General features: G+C 72.1%; 11 protein-coding genes. 9 read left to right on the forward strand and 2 right to left on the reverse strand.

Features of this window, described 5'->3' with window-relative positions:
- The first annotated feature begins 4 nt into the window (after positions 1-4).
- The 5 genes from V6U77_RS09060 to V6U77_RS09080 all read left to right on the forward strand — a co-directional run bounded on the left by V6U77_RS09060 (position 5) and on the right by V6U77_RS09080 (position 11,101).
- Positions 5-6,325 (forward strand): SDR family NAD(P)-dependent oxidoreductase, encoded by a 6,321-nt coding sequence (locus tag V6U77_RS09060; protein ID WP_334605792.1) that lies wholly within the window; start codon positions 5-7, stop codon positions 6,323-6,325.
- A 130-nt stretch (positions 6,326-6,455) separates the two neighbouring features.
- Positions 6,456-7,910, forward strand: a complete 1,455-nt coding sequence (locus V6U77_RS09065) for a DHA2 family efflux MFS transporter permease subunit (RefSeq protein ID WP_334605793.1) — start codon at positions 6,456-6,458, stop codon at positions 7,908-7,910.
- A gap of 424 nt (positions 7,911-8,334) precedes the next feature.
- Positions 8,335-9,573, forward strand: coding sequence for a YcaO-like family protein (locus tag V6U77_RS09070; RefSeq protein WP_334605794.1), 1,239 nt, complete (start codon positions 8,335-8,337; stop codon positions 9,571-9,573).
- Positions 9,574-9,581: 8 nt separating this feature from the next.
- On the forward strand, positions 9,582-9,851 hold the full coding sequence (locus V6U77_RS09075; protein ID WP_334605795.1) for a hypothetical protein: 270 nt from the start codon (positions 9,582-9,584) through the stop codon (positions 9,849-9,851).
- A gap of 8 nt (positions 9,852-9,859) precedes the next feature.
- Positions 9,860-11,101 carry an MFS transporter gene (locus V6U77_RS09080; RefSeq protein WP_334605796.1) on the forward strand — a complete coding sequence of 414 codons (1,242 nt, stop codon included), beginning with the start codon at positions 9,860-9,862 and terminating at the stop codon, positions 11,099-11,101.
- A gap of 53 nt (positions 11,102-11,154) precedes the next feature.
- On the opposite strand, the gene V6U77_RS09085 is transcribed toward V6U77_RS09080, so the two are convergent.
- Positions 11,155-11,625 (reverse strand): TspO/MBR family protein, encoded by a 471-nt coding sequence (locus tag V6U77_RS09085; protein ID WP_334605797.1) that lies wholly within the window; start codon positions 11,623-11,625, stop codon positions 11,155-11,157.
- A gap of 107 nt (positions 11,626-11,732) precedes the next feature.
- Here V6U77_RS09085 and V6U77_RS09090 point away from each other — a divergent pair, with 107 nt between their 5' ends.
- Both V6U77_RS09090 and V6U77_RS09095 read left to right on the forward strand, forming a co-directional pair.
- Positions 11,733-12,041, forward strand: a complete 309-nt coding sequence (locus V6U77_RS09090) for a hypothetical protein (RefSeq protein ID WP_334605798.1) — start codon at positions 11,733-11,735, stop codon at positions 12,039-12,041.
- A complete protein-coding gene (locus V6U77_RS09095; RefSeq protein ID WP_334605799.1) occupies positions 12,041-14,701 on the forward strand; it encodes a DUF4132 domain-containing protein in 2,661 nt (886 codons plus the stop codon). The genes V6U77_RS09090 and V6U77_RS09095 overlap by 1 nt, the downstream gene beginning before the upstream one ends.
- A 158-nt stretch (positions 14,702-14,859) precedes the next feature.
- Here the strand turns inward: V6U77_RS09095 and V6U77_RS09100 are convergent, their stop codons facing one another.
- Positions 14,860-15,459 carry a TetR/AcrR family transcriptional regulator gene (locus tag V6U77_RS09100; RefSeq protein WP_334605800.1) on the reverse strand — a complete coding sequence of 200 codons (600 nt, stop codon included), beginning with the start codon at positions 15,457-15,459 and terminating at the stop codon, positions 14,860-14,862.
- A 101-nt stretch (positions 15,460-15,560) separates the two neighbouring features.
- On the opposite strand from V6U77_RS09100, the gene V6U77_RS09105 reads away from it, so the two are divergent.
- Positions 15,561-15,938 carry a DUF4267 domain-containing protein gene (locus V6U77_RS09105; RefSeq protein ID WP_334605801.1) on the forward strand — a complete coding sequence of 126 codons (378 nt, stop codon included), beginning with the start codon at positions 15,561-15,563 and terminating at the stop codon, positions 15,936-15,938.
- 146 nt (positions 15,939-16,084) lie between these two features.
- Positions 16,085-16,552, forward strand: coding sequence for an SAM-dependent methyltransferase (locus V6U77_RS09110; protein WP_334605802.1), 468 nt, complete (start codon positions 16,085-16,087; stop codon positions 16,550-16,552).
- The last annotated feature ends 152 nt before the right edge of the window (positions 16,553-16,704 follow it).

Genomic DNA, 16,704 nt, shown 5'->3' on the forward strand with positions numbered 1-16,704 from the left:
AGTCGTGCAGCCACATCCGTTCACCACCACGACCACCCCCGCTGAACTGGTCGAGCGGGTCCTCACCGCGCTGCGTTCCGGCGCCGACGACCTCGCCCCGGGCACGTTCGGCGGTGCGGCGACCGCCGATCGGGTCACCGCGCTGACGAAGACGCTGGGCGGCCACGACGTCCAGCCCGGGGAACTGGTCGCCGTGTCCGCCGGCGGGCCGGCGGACACGGTGGTCTCCTGCCTGGCGGTCTGGTTGGCCGGCGGGACCCCGCGGGTCGGCCCCGGCCCCACCGACACCCGGCTCGAGGTCACCGCGGAGTCGGGCGTACGCGTCAGCCCGGTCGAGCCGCGGTGCCTGGACGCGGCGCTGGTGGTGACCGAGCCGCTCGTCGGCTGCGTGGCTCACCCGTGGTCGACCCTGGGCCGCCTCGAGTTGCCCACGCCTGCCCCCACGGCGTTGCAGGTGCTCGCCGACTGGCGGGTGGACGCCTGGCTGCCGTTGGTGGTCGGCGCCTGGTTGGCCGGGGTCGGCCGGCTCACCCTCCGGACCGCCGACGCCGTGCCGGTACCCGATCCGCAGGCGGTGCTGGCCTGTCCCGTCGGCCGGTTGTCCGCTGCTCCGGCGGCGACCGACCCGACCGGTCACGCGGGCTGGGTGACCTGGGGTAGCGGCTGCCCGGACGACCTGCCCCCGGCCGACCGACACCGACACGGCTTCGGCGACCACTTCCTCATCGCCGACACCCGCCCGTCGGGCACGGCCGAGGAGCGTACGCACCGGGGGCGGGTGCCAGGACGGCACCGGGTCTGCAACCGGGCCGGGCGGCCGCTGCCGGACAACGCCTGGGGCTGGCTGGCTCTCGCCGGGCGGCCGCCGGTCGTCGCGGACGACCTGGACGCGCTGGTGGCCACCGCGTCGACGGCCGAAGAACGGATCTGGGTCACCGACTACCGGGCGCGTCGGCGCAACGACGGCACCATCGAGTTCGACCTGCGCGAGCTGGACCCGCTGCGGATCGCCGGACGGCGGCTGGCGCCGGGTCTGCTCGACCGGCTGCTGGGCGAGGCCGGGCTGGGCGACGCCGCGCTGGTGACCCGCGACCCGGACACCGACCGCAACCGCCTGGTGCTGTGCGCATCGGACGGCAGCGTCTCGCCGGGCGTGCTGGACCGGCTCGTCGCGCTGCTGCCCGGCTGGGCGGCGCCGGTGGCGACGGCGTCCGTGCCGACGCTGCCCCGTGACGAGCAGGGCACGGTGGACCTGGCGCGCCTGGTCGCCGCGGCGCCGCCGGACAGTTGGTTGCTGGCCCGCGCGGAACAGACCCTGGGCGAGACGCACGGCGCCCCGGTACGCCTGCACGTCCGCTGCGCACCGGCCGGAGCCGCCCCCGCGCCGCTGCCGGCCAACTTCGTGGCATCCGGCGGGACCTATCCCGGTACCAGGCCGGCGGAGGCGGTCGGGCCCGAGGTTCCCGCCCCCACCGACGACCTGTTGGTACGCCTGCGTCGCGCGGCCGACACGGGTCGCGGCCTGCTGCTCGTCGACGCCGACGGCAACGAGCAGCAACTCAGCTACGCCGAGCTGCTCGACCGGGCGGCCCGGATCGGCAGCTACCTGCGGGAGCAGGGGCTGGGTGCCGGCGACGAGCTGATCCTCCACAGTTCCCGGCCGGACGAGCTGTTCTCGGGGATCTGGGCCTGCATCATGACGGGCGTGCTGGCGGTGCCTCTCATCCCGGCCGTCCCGTACGAGGCCGCGGGCAATCCGCTGTGGCACCTGCTCGGGCCGGACACCATGCTCACCCGCCGGGTCATCCTCACCACGCAGGCCCAGCGGGATGCGACCCTGCCAGCCCTGGAGCAGCGCGGCCTGACCGCACAGCTGCTGTCCCTGGAGACCGCGCAGGCCTGTGCGCCGTTGCCGGTCGAGAGCTGGTCACCCAGTCGGCACGCGCTGCTGCTGCTGACCTCGGGCAGCACCGGTGCGCCCAAGGGCGTGGCGTTGTCGCACACCAACCTGGTCAGCCTCGCCGACGCCATCGGTCGGGAGTTCGCCCTCGACGACGACGTTTCGATCAACTGGCTGGCCGTAGACCACGTCGGCGGCCTGGTCCAGCACCACATGCGCGACCTCTGCCTGGCCAACCAGCAGATCCACGTGAACACCAGCTATGTGCTGGCCGAACCGACCCGGCTGCTGGACCTGTGCGACCGGCACCGGGTCACCATCACCTGGATGGCCAACTTCGGCTTCAACATGATCAACGAGCAGGCCGAGAAGATCGCCCGGGGCAGCTGGGACCTCAGCACGATCAAGGTCTGGGAGAACGGGGGTGAGGCCGTCACGCACGAGGGCAACCAGCGTTTCCTCAACCTGCTGGCACCGCACGGCCTCCGCCCTGACGTGGTGAAACCGGTCTTCGGCATGACGGAGACCAGCTCGGCCATCATCGTCGCGCACAACCTGATCCGGGGCCGTCAGGACAACGTGCACTGGCTCAGCGACACGGGCCTCGACCGTCCGGTGGCCCGGGCCCTGCCCGGCGACGGCAGCCCCTTCGTGGAGGTGGGCGTGCCCACCGCCGGGGTGGCGATGCGCGTGGTCGACGCCGACGGCCAGGTCTGCCCGGAGGGTGTGGCCGGCCGGATCGAGGTGCGTGGCCACCAGATCATGGACGGCTACTACCGCAACGACAAGGCCAACGCCGAGACCTTCACCGAAGACGGCTGGCTGCGCATGGGCGACTGCGGCTTCATGGTCGACGGCAGCCTCACCGTCACCGGGCGCGAGAAGGACGTCATCATCGTCAACGGCCTGAACTACGCGGCGCGCGCCCTGGAGAACGCGGTGGAGGCCGTGCCAGGGGTCCGCTCCGGCTGCTGCGCGGCGGTGTCGGTGCGCTCCGCCGACGCGGTCACCGACGACCTGGTGCTGTTCTACAGCTCGACGGCCGGTGAGACGGCCGACCCGCAGGCGATCGAGACGGCCCTCGTCGACGAGTTCAACCTGCGCCCCGTGGCCGTGGTGGAACTCGACCCGGAGCAGTGGCCCCGCACCATCATCGGCAAGATCCGTCGTCCCCCACTGGCCCAGGCGTTTCTGGCCGGTGACCTCGCCGACCGCATCCGGCTGCGCAGCGGAACCGGTCTGGGCGAAGCGCTCTCGCTACCGGCCTGGCACTACGTGCCCCGGTGGCGGCCGACCATGGCGGCACCCGCTCCGGCCCGGCGGATCCTGTGGCTGGGCGACGGCGCCGCCGCGCCGGGGGCACTGGTCGCGGTGCCCGGTGCCAGCTTCGCCGGCTTCGACGAGGCCGGTCTCGCCCAGTACCGCCCGGACGACGACGGCGACCTGGCCGCCCTGCTGGCCGCCGCCAGCGAGCGCCACGGTGGCCTCGACCTGGTGATCGACGCACGCCGCCGGACGGCGCCGGAGGGCGCCGCCGACGCCGACACCGCGGTACGGGCGCTGACCACGGCGCACTCCGAGTGGGACGCCCTGTGTCGCGCCGTGGCCGACCTGACCGAGCCGCCGGCGATCATCTTCGCCACCGAGTCGGCGTTCGCTGTCACCGGCGCGGAGCCCAGCATCGCGCACGCCGCGCTGCCCGGCCTGGCGGAGAGCCTGCGGCAGTCGTACCCGCAACTGGCCGTGAAGCTGGTCGACGGGGGACCGGACGACGCCCTGCTCAGCGAGCACACCGCAGGGCCGGGCGACACCCAGGTCGCCTACCGCGACGGCGTACGGCTCACGCCGGTCCTGGAACCGGTCGCCTACGACGCGGTCCCGGCTCAGCCGCGCCGGGTGCTGCGGGAAGGCGGCGTGTACCTGGTGATCGGCGGTCTGGGCGGGGTGGGCGCCCACCTGTGCCAGCACCTGTTGCGCCGCTTCCGGGCCCGACTGCTGGTCGTCGGCCGCAGCAGCGGCGACGGCGGTGGCCCGCGGGCCCAGACCCTCGCCTACCTGTCGGACCAGGCCGCGGCCGAGCCCGGCGCGCAGCTGCGGTACCAGGCGCTGGACGCCGTCGACGCCGACGCGCTGCGCGCCGTGGTGGACGCCGCCGAACGGGACTGGGGCACGCTGGACGGCGTGTTCAACCTCGCCGGCGAGGGCTCGGTGGTGGAACAGGTGGACGCCCTGATGGCTGCCGAGCGGGTGGACGACTCCCACACGCGTCGTCGTGCCGCCGACCGGATCCGGCTGTGTCACGCCCTCGACTCGGTGTTCGCCGGCCGACCCACCTCCGTGGTGACGTTCAGTTCGGTCAACGGCTTCTTCGGTGGCGCCGGGTTCGCCGACTACGCGGGTGCCTGCGCCTACCAGGCCGCCCACGCCGCCTGGACGGCCCACCACACCGGTCGGGACACCGTCTGCCTCGACTGGAGCATGTGGCAGCAGACCGGCATGGCGGCGGGGGCGCCGTCGGCCCTGGTCGAACTCGCCCGACGGCGCGGGTTCGACCGGCTCACCCCGGCCCAGGGCCTGGCGTCGATGCACCTGGCGCTCGACGGCACGGCCGGCCGGATGCTGATCGGTCTGCGGGCCGAGGGCGGTGCCGTGGCGCCCCTGCTGCCGTTCGACACCTTCACGGCGGAGGTACGGGCCGACGGGGTCGAGGACGCGACCGAGGTGGCCGAGCTGCTCGGCCTGCCGCCGGCCCGGGTGACCTGCGCCCGGACGGCCGTCCGCACGCGCTCGGACATCTCGGCGCAGCACACCGAGGCGATGCTGGAGGTCTTCCGCAGCGTGCTCGGGCGGCCCGAGCTGACCGAGGACGACGGCTTCTTCGCCGTGGGAGGCGACTCGATCCGGGCCATCCAGGTGGTCACCCGGGCCGCCGACCGGGGGATCCGGTTCAGCGCCCTCGACCTGTTCGAGCACAAGACCGTGGCCGCGCTGTTGGCGCATCTCGCCGACGGCGACCAGTTGACCGACGTGCCACTGACGGACGCCGGGTCGGAGGGCACGGGTCCGGTGGCGGTGCCGCCCATCTTCGCCTGGTGGCTGGAGAAGGCCGACCAGCCCGAGGTGCGCAACCACCTCACGATGGGCATGCGCTACCAGGTGGACAGCACGATCACGTCGCAACAGCTGGAGGAGGTGCTGCTCGCCCTGGTCGAGCGGCACGACGCGCTGCGGCTCCGCCTGGTCGAACAGGCGGACGGGTGGCGGCTGACCACCGTCGACGAGGCCGCGCCGAACCTGCGTCTGGAGGTCAGGGAGCCGTCGTCCGACGGTCGGCACGTGTCGCCCACGCAGATCGAGAGCGAACTGCACCGCGGCCTCGACCCGCATGACGGGCCGCTGGTACGGGCCGCGCACCTGAGGTCGAGCGGGCCGTCGCCGGCGCAACTGGTGGTCGTGGTCCATCACGCGGCGGTCGACGGCGTCTCCTGGCGGATCATCGAGGACGACCTGCGTGCGCTGCTGGACGCGGTCGAGCGCGGGGGCGAGGCCGCGCTGCCGGCGCCGACCCTCGGCTACCTGGCGTGGGCCCGCCGGGTGCAGCAGCAGGCGGGCCAGGTGGACGGGCAGGCACTCGCGGACGCCTGGCTGGACAGGATGTCGGTGGCGTCCGGGCGGCTGCCCGGCCACGTCGAGCAGCCGCCACTCGAACGCGACACGGAGGTGCTCCACCGGGAGTTCTCCGCCAAGGCGCTCAGCCAGGCGGCGGACGCGAGCATCAACGAGGTGCTGCTGACGGCGGTCGGCTGGAGCCTGACCCGCTGGATGGGGGCCGAGGTGCTGGCGTTGGACGTGGAGGGACACGGGAGACTGCAACGCAGCCTTCCCGTCGACCTGTCACGGTCGGTGGGGTGGTTCACCGCCATCGCTCCGATGGTGCTGGACCTGCGCGGCTGCGCGGCGGCCGAGGCGGCGCTGCCGCGAGTGCGCCGTGCCGTGGCGGATCTCCGGGGCCGGGACCTGGAGTGGGGGATGTTGCGATACCTGGACGCATGTCCGGCGGACCATCCTCTGCGGGAGCTGCCGGAGCGGCAGGTCAGCTACAACTACCTGGGTGTCTTCGACGGTGAGGGCGAGACCGACCCGCTCTTCGACACGGTGCCGGGCTCGTTGACGGCCGAACAGAGCCCGGACTCGGCGCGGCACTACCTCATCGACGTCGCCGCCCAGATAAGTTGCGGAAAGCTCGAACTGGCGGTCAAGTACTCGCCGAAGATCCACTCGACGGACGAGATCGAGGGTTGGCTGGACGACTGCGAGCGGTCGTTGCGCAGCCTGCTGGCCGGGAACACGCACTCGGTCATCGGCGACGTCGACCAGGACGAGCTGCTCCTGGCACTGGGCGAGGTGGACTTCACCAGCGAATGACCAACCGGTACCGCTCGGTTCTCGCGGCCGGGGTCCCGCTTCGGCGGTGCCCCGGCCCGACCGCGAGCACACGTCGCCCGACGTCGCCCAGATCTTTCGGTAGGACCATTCAACCGCTGGAGACAACCCCATGACCACCGCAACGCAACCCGACCGCTCCCGCTGGATCGCCCTGTACGTGCTCTGCCTCGGCGAGCTGATGATCCTGCTCGACGCGACCATCGTCAATGTCGCACTGCCCTCGATCCGGCAGAGTCTGGGCTTCTCCCAGTCCGACCTGGCGTGGGTGGTGAACGGTTACCTGATCGCCTTCGGCGGGCTGTTGCTGCTGGCGGGTCGGCTCGGCGACATGGTCGGCAAACGCGGAGTGTTCCTGACCGGCCTGGCGATCTTCACCTGCGCCTCCATGCTCTGTGCGGTGGCGCAGAGCCAACTGCTGCTGGTCGCCGGCCGGTTCGCCCAGGGGGTTGGCGGTGCGCTCACCTCCGCGGTCATCCTCGGCATGATCGTGAACATGTTCCCCGAGCCGCGGGAGCAGGCCAAGGCGATCGGCGTCTACGGCTTCGTGACCGCCACCGGCGGCTCGGCCGGTCTCATCGCCGGCGGTGCGCTGACCGCCGCGCTCAACTGGCGTTGGGTGTTCATCATCAACCTGCCGATCGGGATCGTGACAGCGCTGCTCTGCCTGCGCCACGTCCGCCCGGGCGGACACATCGGCCTGCGTCAGGGAGCTGACCTTCCCGGAGCCGCAATGCTCACGGTCGGCCTCATGGGCGTCGTCTACGCGATCCTGCAGGTCGCGACCTGGGGGTGGGCGTCGGCGAACACCCTGGTGCCCGGTGTGCTGGGAGTCGTCCTGGTGGCCGCGTTCGTGCTGCGCCAGACGCGCACCGCCGTTCCGCTGATCCCGCTGCGGCTGTTCCGGTCCCGCCACGTCACCGTTGCGAACGTCCTCCAGCTGCTGATGGTGGCCGGGATGTTCGGGGTCTTCTTCTTCGGCGCGCTCTACCTGCAGCAGGTGCTGGGCTTCGGTCCCCTGCAGGTGGGCATGGCCTTCCTGCCGGCCGCGTTCACCATGGGCCTGACCGCACTGCGGTTCTCGGGTCCGTTCCTGCTGCGGTTCGGCGTGAGGGCGACGCTGCTGGTGAGTCTGTCCGTGGTGGCTCTCTGTCTGGTGGTCTTCGCCCGCACGCCCGCGGACGGCAGCTATGCCACCGACGTGCTTCCCGGCATGATCCTGTTCGGCCTGGGCGGCGGGCTGGCATTCCCGGCCCTGATGACCCTGGCCATGTCGGGTGTCGCACCGGACGAGTCGGGCGTCGCCTCCGGGCTGTTGGGCACCACGTACCAGGTGGGCGGCGCCGTGGGCCTGGCCGTACTGACCACTGTGTCGACCAGCCGTACCAACGACATGGCCGCGGCCGGTGAGCGCGAGGCGGTGGCGCTCACCTCCGGATACCACCTGGCGTACCTGGTCGCCGCCGCGCTCGTGGTGGCGGCGCTGCTGGTTGCGGCCATCGCCCTCCCGAGGTCCGACTCACCGGAGGAGCAGCCGGCCGACCCCGCGGAGGCGGGCACGCACTGAGCCGCGTCGCACGGACCGGAACCGTGCCGACATTTCGGCCCCGGGACAGAGCGCTGCTCGTGGCGGAGTGCGCCGTGACTCGTCCCTGCCGATCAGGAGGCCAGGGGTCCGAGTCCCCTCGGCCCCACAAGATCAGGAGGGGTCCGGGCTGCGGAAACGCGGTCCGGGTCCCTCCTGCTGCCCGGCTTGTCGGGTCGCCGTGGGACCGGCGTGGCGTACGGCCCGCACCGGTTGCGGGCGAGACGCCCTCGGGTAGGCGCCGGCTCCACCCGGAGCGGCACGAGCCCGTCCTGAGGGTGCGGAAGGGGCGGCCACCCAGGGACGCGGTACGTCGCGTGGCCTCCGATTCCGCCGCCAGCCGTTGACATCGAGGCTGTTCGCTGACACAGTCCGGGCCGGGTGGATAGTCCCGGGGGAGGCTGCGGTGCCGTTCCGATCCGTACCCGCGGAGCACGCCCTCGCGACAGCCTCCGCCGAGATCGACCGGCTCGGCCTCACGGCGCGGGCGGCGGTCCTCGGCCCGGCCGCGTCGCCGACCATGCGCGTCACGCTGTCGAGGGACGGTGCCCGGGTCGCCGTCGGTGCGGGGAAGGGATCGGGCCCCCAGGGCGCGGCGAGCGCGTACTTCGAGGCCCTGGAGCGATATCTCATGTCGGCCCGGGACAACCGACGGTGGACCGCGGACGCCACCAGGCTACTGTCGGCGAGCGTCGTGGCCGGGCAGCCCGCCCTGGAGTCCGACCTGGTCGTGCGGCGGTGGGCGGCGGAGTTCCCGGACTCCGTCGCGGCGTGTGCCTCCTACGGGGAGGTCCGTTATCCCACCTTCCTCACCGATCCGCGCTACTACCGGTGGCCGGTGGCGGGTGACGACGTCCGGCCGTACCGCAGTCTGCTGCGGTACTCGTCCAGTCTGGGCACCGCGGCGGGCGTCGACATGGCAGAGGCCGTCTATCACGGCCTCTGCGAGCTGATCGAACACGACGGGCTCGGGCAGGCGCTTCTGCGCTGGTACGTCGCCGGAGTCCCGGACGTCGACCTCGTGCCGGTCGGCGATCTGCCGGACGGGTTGCGTGCGCTGCACGCGCAGGCCGTACGGGCGGCCGGCGCACCCGTGCACCTGCTGGACACCACGACCGACCTGGACGTGCCGGTGTACCTGGCGGTCAGCCCGGCGGCCGGCGGCGGGCCGACCCGACTCGGGGCCGGCGCATCGCTCTGGGCCACCGACGCCGCGTCGCGTGCCCTCGGCGAGCTGATCCAGGTCTGTGCGCTCTCCTCGTCCGCCGCCGGTTCGCCCGCGATCCAGCGTCTCGCGACCTGGCCGGCACTGCGACGATGCGCGGTGATGCCACTCGACGAGCTGCTCTCCGGTCCGGTGCGGGCGGTGCCGCTACGCGCGGACGTGGCCGGTGACGGCAGCCCGGGTTGGGGGCTGGAGCACGTAGGGAGGGCGCTGGCCCGTCACGACATCGGCTACCACGTGTGCGAGGTCGCGCCAGTCGGCTCACCGATCGCGGTGGCCACCACGATCGCCCCAGGGCTGGAGCGCTTCAGCCTGGTGCGGCACGGGGTGCCCGTCATCCCGACCGGGCGGGGGTGGCACCTGTGGCCGTCGCCGGACCGGGCGACGGTCACCCGACCGGGTCCAGTTCGAACGAGATGAGGAAAAAGATGTCTGCTGACGACTGCTGCTTCCACCCCGGCGACGAGGCGACGGCCCGTGACGTCATGCCCGGCGGTGGCGGCGGTACCTGCTGCTTCCACCCCGGCGACGAGGCGACGGCCCGTGACGTCATGCCCGGCGGTGGTGGCGGCCAGATGTGCTTCCACCCGAGTGACGAGGAAGGTGCGTCGATGACCCGCCTCGCCGACGATCTGGCGGCGGACCTGCACCTCGCACTGACCAGCATCGACGATCGGCAACTCGCCGTGCTGGCCTGAAGCAGGCCGTGACGCAACGCAGGGAGGCAGCCGGCGTCGAAGGACGCCGGCTGTTCCATCGTGACTTCTCCCTCTGGTACCTCGCCCGATCGATCTCGGTCGCCGGGACCGCCGCCAGCGCCGTCGCCCTGCCGCTGCTGGTCTACCGTACGAGCGACTCTCCGGCGCTGACCGCGGCGGTGGTGGGCCTCGAAGCCCTGCCGTACCTGTTGTTCGGGCTCTTCGCCGGCGCCGCCGCGGACCGCCTCCAGCGCAAGCGCATGATGATCACCGCTGACGTGTGCTGCGCTCTCCTGCTCGCCACCGTGCCGGCCGCCGCGCTCTTCGACGCGCTGGCCTCCTGGTACCTGCTCATCGTGGCGTTCGGCGTGGGCTGCGGTTTCTGCTGGTTCGACGCCGCGGCCTGGGGCGCCTTCGTACGCATCGTCGGCAAGCCAGGGGTCACCCGGGCGAACAGCCTCGTCTGGTCCACCGAGATCGTGCTGGAGATCGCCGCGCCCGCCGCCGCCGGGCTGCTGGCCGCGATCGCCGACCCCACCCTGGTGCTGGCCGTCGACGCCGCCACCTATCTGGTGTCCGCCGCGCTGCTCGCCCGGATCCGGACCGGGTTGGACGCGGGGCCCACGGTGGCCCGCCGCCTGTGGGCCGAGATCGCCGAAGGGGTGCGCCACCTCTGGCGAACGCCGGTCCTGCGTACGCTGACCGCCGCGGGCTTCGGCCTCAACGTCGCCGCCGGCGGCGTGCTGGGTCTGCTCGTCGTCCACGCGGACCAGGTTCTCGGCCTCAGCCCCGAGGACCGGCGCCTGGGTCTGCTCTACGCCGCCGCGGCGGTCGGCTCGCTGGTCGCCGCCGTCATCCTGCCCCGGGCCAGCCGTCGGGTCGGCCAGGGAACGGTGTCCGTCACCGGGCTCGTCATCTTCGTCGCGGCCCTCGTCGGCCTGGCCGGCGCGTCGGCGTTCGCCCTGGCACTGGCCGGGTGGGCGATCTGGGCGGTGGCGCGCCTGATGGTCAACGCGAACGGCATCACCGTGCGCCAGCTGCTCACACCCGACGCGCTGCAGGGCCGCGTCAACACCACCGGGCGCATGCTGGCCTGGGGCGGCACTCCGTTCGGCGCCCTGATCGGCGGGTTGGCCGCGGACAGCTACGGGGTCCGGGTCGCGTACCTGATGCTGGCGGTGCCCGTCGTGCTCAGCCTCGCCCTGGTCGTCGCCTCACCGGTGCGTGGCCTGCGCATCGCGGTCGACTAGCCGCACAGGGCGGGCGTGCCGCCGGCAGCCTTCCGCTGAGGACGACTCCGCGCTCACCTGTTGCCGTTGAGACGGACGATGGCGCCGTTGAGCGCGGTGGCGAAGACGGTCCACGCGGCGTACGGGGCCAGAGCGACGGCCGCGACGCGATCGGCACGCGAGGCGCGGCGCAGCAGCACGAGGTTGGAGGCGTTGAGCGCGGCGATCTCGGCCAGCGCGGCGGTGGGCCTGCGGGCCTTGAAGAACAGGGCGCTCCACCCGAAGTTGAGGACCAGGTTGAGCGCGTAGGCGCGGGCGAACGCCGCGCGGTCGGCCTCGCTGGAGCGATCCAGCACGCGGGCGCCGGCCACCGCGATCAGCGCGTACAGCGGCGTCCACGCCAGGGGGAACGCCACGGGCGGGGGTTGCCAGGCCGGCTTGCGTAGCCGTCGGTACCAGCGCGAGGAAGCGTCGGTGACCGTCGCCCCGGCGGCGGCTGTCGCGGTGACCGCCGCCGCGGTCTTGACCAGGGTTGGTAGTCGCATGCTGTTCAGCTACCCCGCCTGCGACGGATCAACCGCGCCCGGTCGCCGGCCGAACGGCCGACCGGGAGCGACACACCGTGTCGGAGGGTCCGGTTAGCCTCTGCGCCATGCCGCTGGTCACAGTCGTCGATGAAGTAACCGGAGGGCCCCGCGGGCCTGAATGGACCATGGAGATCTTCGAGGAGACGGTGCGTCTCGACGAGTTGATCCGCCGGCGCGTGTTCCTGGAGGTGGCCGAGTCCGGCGCGCAGGTGGATCCGGAGGAGCGGACCCGGATGACCCTTGACGCGTTCGGCCGTAACGGTTTCGTGGTGCTGGTCGACGACCGCCAGGTGACCGGCCTGGACGAGAGGATCCGCCTGCACGGGGGGTCCCGGGTCACCTTCCTCAAGCTCGTACCGCTGGTGGGTGGCTGATGGGCACGTTCGACCCGGAGGCGGCGCTGCGGCAGGTGGTCACCCGCACCAGGGAGCGGTGCGAGCGGCGCGACTACGGCACCCTCAGCCCCGGTGGTCAGCGGGATTTCGTCAGTTACGTGGCCATGGTGTGCGGCTGGGCGCCGCCTGCCACGGCCCGGGCGCTGCTCGCCGCGCTCAACGACCCGGACGGACCGTACGATCTCGCTCCCCCGCAGGTCGAGCTCCTTGCGGAGGCCACGCGGCAGGCCGAGTCGCTCGGGGCTGCGGTGGCGGCGCTGGGCGGCGCCGAGGCGGACCACGACAGCCGGTTCGCCGCGGCGATGACGGTGATCGGATACCTGTCGGACGTCCCCTACGGTGCCAAGACCCTGTGGGATGACGCCCGCGACGAGATGTGGTCCCGCGCGGAGCCACTCCTGCGCGCGCAGCCGCTTCCGGTGCGGCAGGCGGTGTTCGACGCGTTGACGGTGCCGGAGCAGGAGAGCAGCGGGCGGAGAACGCTGATCCTCGCCCTGCTCTCGGCCGGTGGGCTCAACGGGTCCGCGTGGCTGGACCGGCTGGGCGGTCAGGCATGGTTGGGGTTCGGCAACTGGAGCCTGGATCTCGTGAGCTTCACCTGGGAGTCCATCAGGACGGAGCACCTCGCCGGACGCACGCACCCGGCGGCGCTCGCGACCTGGCGCCGGACGCGGATCGAGGGCAGAGTGCGCGACCTGGGCGACGAGGACGAGACGATGTGGCCCACCGTCAACGTCGGTGAGCCATGGGCCGACCGTGCCGTCGCGGACATCGAGGCGATGCCGGAGGAGCGCCGGTCCGCGTGGCACGCGCTGCTCGCCCACTGCCTGCTCGGCAAGGACAGGTCGAGACCCACGGCCGCCTGGCAGAAGAGCGCCCGGCTCCTGCTCGACGCGGTCGGCGGCGACGAGTTCACCGGTCGGCTCGACGACTGGCTTCCACTGGTGGGCCTGGCGCGCAGCATGCCGCTGCGGATGACCGGCACGTGTTGCTACGGCCACTACGCGGACTTTCCACCGCGCCTGGCCGACCGTCACAACGTCGGGCTGCTGTGGGGCCTGATCTGGATGCGAGCGATGTGCCCGCCGTCGGAGCAGACCCTACGTAGCCTCGGCCAGATCGCGGAACGGGCCGCCCGCAAGGTTCCAGGGCACGGTCCGGCGAGCCCCAAACTGGCGAACGTGGCGGTCGCGGCGCTCGTCGACGCCGACCATCCCGCCGCCCTCGCACAGTTGGCGCGGCTGGCGTCGCGGCTGACCTACAAGAGCACGCTGCGCATCGTCGAGAACGGACTGGCCACGCACGCCGAGGCTGCGGGCGTCGGCCGTGAGGACGTCGAGGAGATGGCCCTGCCCGGCTTCGGGCTGCCGCTCGCGGACAAGCTGGGTGACTGTTCGTACGAGCTCGAGGTGCGCGGCACCGACGCCGTCCTGGTGTGGCGCGACGCTGACGGCAAGGTGGTCAAGGCTCCTCCGGCGCAGGTACGCAGGGGCCACGGCGACGAGCTGAAGGAACTGAAGGCGACCGTCGCGGACGTCGGTGCCACGCTGATCGCCACCCGCGATCGACTGGAGCGGCTGCTGCGCCGCGACCGTACGTGGACCGTCGAGCAGTGGCGCGAACGATTCCTGGATCACCCGCTGGCTCGGGCCCTGGCCCGGCGGCTCATCTGGACCGTCGACGGCGTCGCCTGCTGCTGGGGCGGTGACGCCCTGCGGACGGTGGACGACACGGTGATCGAGCCCGTTGGCGACGCCTCGGTCCGACTGTGGCACCCGGTGGCCGACCCGACCGCGGTCCTGCCCTGGCGGGACTTCCTGGCCCGGCACAGGATCACCCAGCCGTTCAAGCAGGCACACCGCGAGCAGTACCTGCTGACCGACGCGGAACGGGCCACCGGCACGTACTCCAACCGGTTCGCCGCGCACATCGTGCGCCAGCACCGTCTCAACGCGCTGCTGTCGCGGCGTGGCTGGTCGTACGTCCAGCACCGTGCCAACGGCGCGGGCTACGGCACCCCATGGCTGGCCCTGCCGGATAGGGAACTGCGTGCCGAGCTGCACATCGCCGGGATCGAGGATCGCGGCGACGACCTGGTGTTCGACACGATGTCGACCGACCAACTGCGGATCACCAGGGAAGACCGCACCCCGGTGCCGCTGGAGCAGGTTCCGCCGGTCGTGCTGAGCGAGGTGATGCGCGACGTCGACCTGTTCGTGGCCGCGGCCGGGGTTGGCAACGACCCGAACTGGTACGACGGCGGCCCCGGGGGCCGCTACCGCGACTACTGGGCACGGAACAGCTTCGGCGACCTCACTCCGCCCGGTCACACGCGCCGGGAGGCGTTGGCCGAGCTGATCCCTCGGCTGGCGATCGCCGACCGCTGCACCCTCACCGACAGGTTCCTCGAGGTACGCGGCGATCTGCACACGTATCGCATCCACTGCGGCACCGGCAACATCCTGATCGCCGGGGAGGACCGCTACCTGTGCATCATCCCCGAGTCGGCGAAGGCGAAGGAGCCGGAGCTGTTCCTGCCCTTCGAAGGCGACAGCCGGCTCGCCGAGATCATCAGCAAGGCGCTGCTGCTGGCGGCCGACAAGAAGATCAAGGACCCGGTGATCCTGCACCAGCTGTGAGGCGCTCGGCAGCGGCGTCAGGACAGGGGCGGCGGCACACGACCTCGCCCGCACCTGCGCACCAACCATGCTCAACTGCGCCACTGCGCCACTGCGCCACTGCGCCACTGCGCCACTGCGCCACTGCGGGATCAGGCCCGCGTCCCCAGCAAGGTCGGCTACGACGCGTGCCCCGGCGCCGGACTCGAAGTGCCGGCGATCCGGGTGATGAGGAAGTCGAGTCGTTCCTCCTGTCCCTGAAGGGGGATGCGGCCGCTTTCCGACAGGACGGCGATGCCGTGCAACGCGCTCCAGAGGACTTCGGCGAATAGTTCGCGCCGCTCGTTGTCCGGGCGGAAGCAGCTGACGAACTCGTCGAAGGAAGCCCGCAGCGGGGGCGGTGTCTCGGTGCTCGCGAACTTCAGGTCGGTGGGCAGGATGAACATGGCCTGGTACAGGGCGGGTCGCTCGGTCGCGAACTCCAGGTAGGCGCGGCAGACGGCGCGCAGGCTCTGTCCGAGCTCGGGGGCGGCCTGTCGCGCGCGGCGTAGGTGGGCGGCGAGCTCGCTGAATCCGTCGAGGGCGACGGCGCTCACGATGGCGTCCTTACCGTGGAAATGGCTGTACAGAACCGGCTGGCTGTACTCGACGCGCTCCGCCAGCCGCCGTGTCGTCACCGCCTCCCAGCCTTCGGCCTCCGCGAGTTCGCGCGCGGCCGTGATGATCAGCTGATGACGGTGGGCGCGTTCGCGTTCACGGCGCTCACTGATGGCGGACATGGAGCCATCCTAGCGGCGCTAGACGCGCTGCCGGCGATAGAGTACCGTCGCTATAGTTTCTAGCGACGCTAGATTCGGCCTTTTCGTGGAGGGGACAGCGCATGCTCGTCAACGTCGCCAACGTGCTCGCCGGACTGGTCGGCCTGAGCATCATCGTCATCAGCGCGCGTGCCTTCCGGGCGCCGCAGGCCGCAGTCGGCTTCGGGATCCCCGGCACGCCGACCGAGGACCGCACCTTCCAGGCCTGGCTGTCCGTCAAGGCGGTGCGCGACATGGCCTCGGGGCTCTTCATCCTCATCCTGCTCGCGGGAGCGACACCCCACCTGCTGGGCTGGTTCATGCTGGCCGCCGCCGCCATACCCGCCGGCGACGCACTGATCGTGTGGCGCAGCAACGGGCCCAGGACGGCCGTCTACGGCATCCACGGGGCCACGGCCCTGGTGATGCTGGCGATCAGCGTGCTCCTGCTCGTCGCCTAGCCGCTTGGCACGCCGCCTCGGCCACCACCCGCGGGCGGGTGCGCCCTGGTGTGCGCCGGCCGAGCCGAGTCACACACCCGACCGGTCGATGCCCAGGAGCCTCACCGTGGACCTGGAACCGACCCCCACCCGACAGGTGTCCAGCCATGCACAGCTTCGAGATCACCCCGATAGGTACGGTCCAGAACGACCGGACGGATGTCCAGCACACGGACAACTGGGGTGCGGTCCGCAGCACGATCACCATCGACGAGCGCTTCGGCGAGGCGTGCCTCCAGGGGCTGGAGGGCTTTTCCCACGTGGAGGTCCTCTTCGTCTTCGACCAGTTCCCGGAACATGGCGACCACCGCGAACCCCGCCCCTACCGCGGCCGTGCCGACCTCCCGTCCGTGGGCGTGTTCGCCGGCCGTGGCCCCCGCAGGCCGAACCGCATCGGGGTGACGTGCTGCGCCATCGAATCCGTCCACGCCCGCGAGTTGACGGTGATCGGTCTCGACGCGGTCTCCGGCACCCCGGTCATCGACCTGAAGCCGACCATGGCGGAGTTCCTGCCGGTGAACGTCAGGCAGCCGGAATGGGTCAGCCGCCTGATGTCGGAGTACTTCCAGCCGTGAGTGGGGGCGTTCGCGGAGCTCGACCGCGTGCCGCACGGGGCTCATGCGACGCGGCATCACAGGCAGGTCGTACACCATCTCCGTGGCCGCAGACGGGCGTCGCCGCAGGACCGGTGTCGACCGCGCACGGCCACCACCGTGACCGCCGGCGG

It is taken from the genome of Micromonospora sp. CPCC 205546 (genome assembly GCF_036902715.1).
In the GTDB taxonomy this organism is placed as follows: Bacteria; Actinomycetota; Actinomycetes; order Mycobacteriales; family Micromonosporaceae; genus Micromonospora.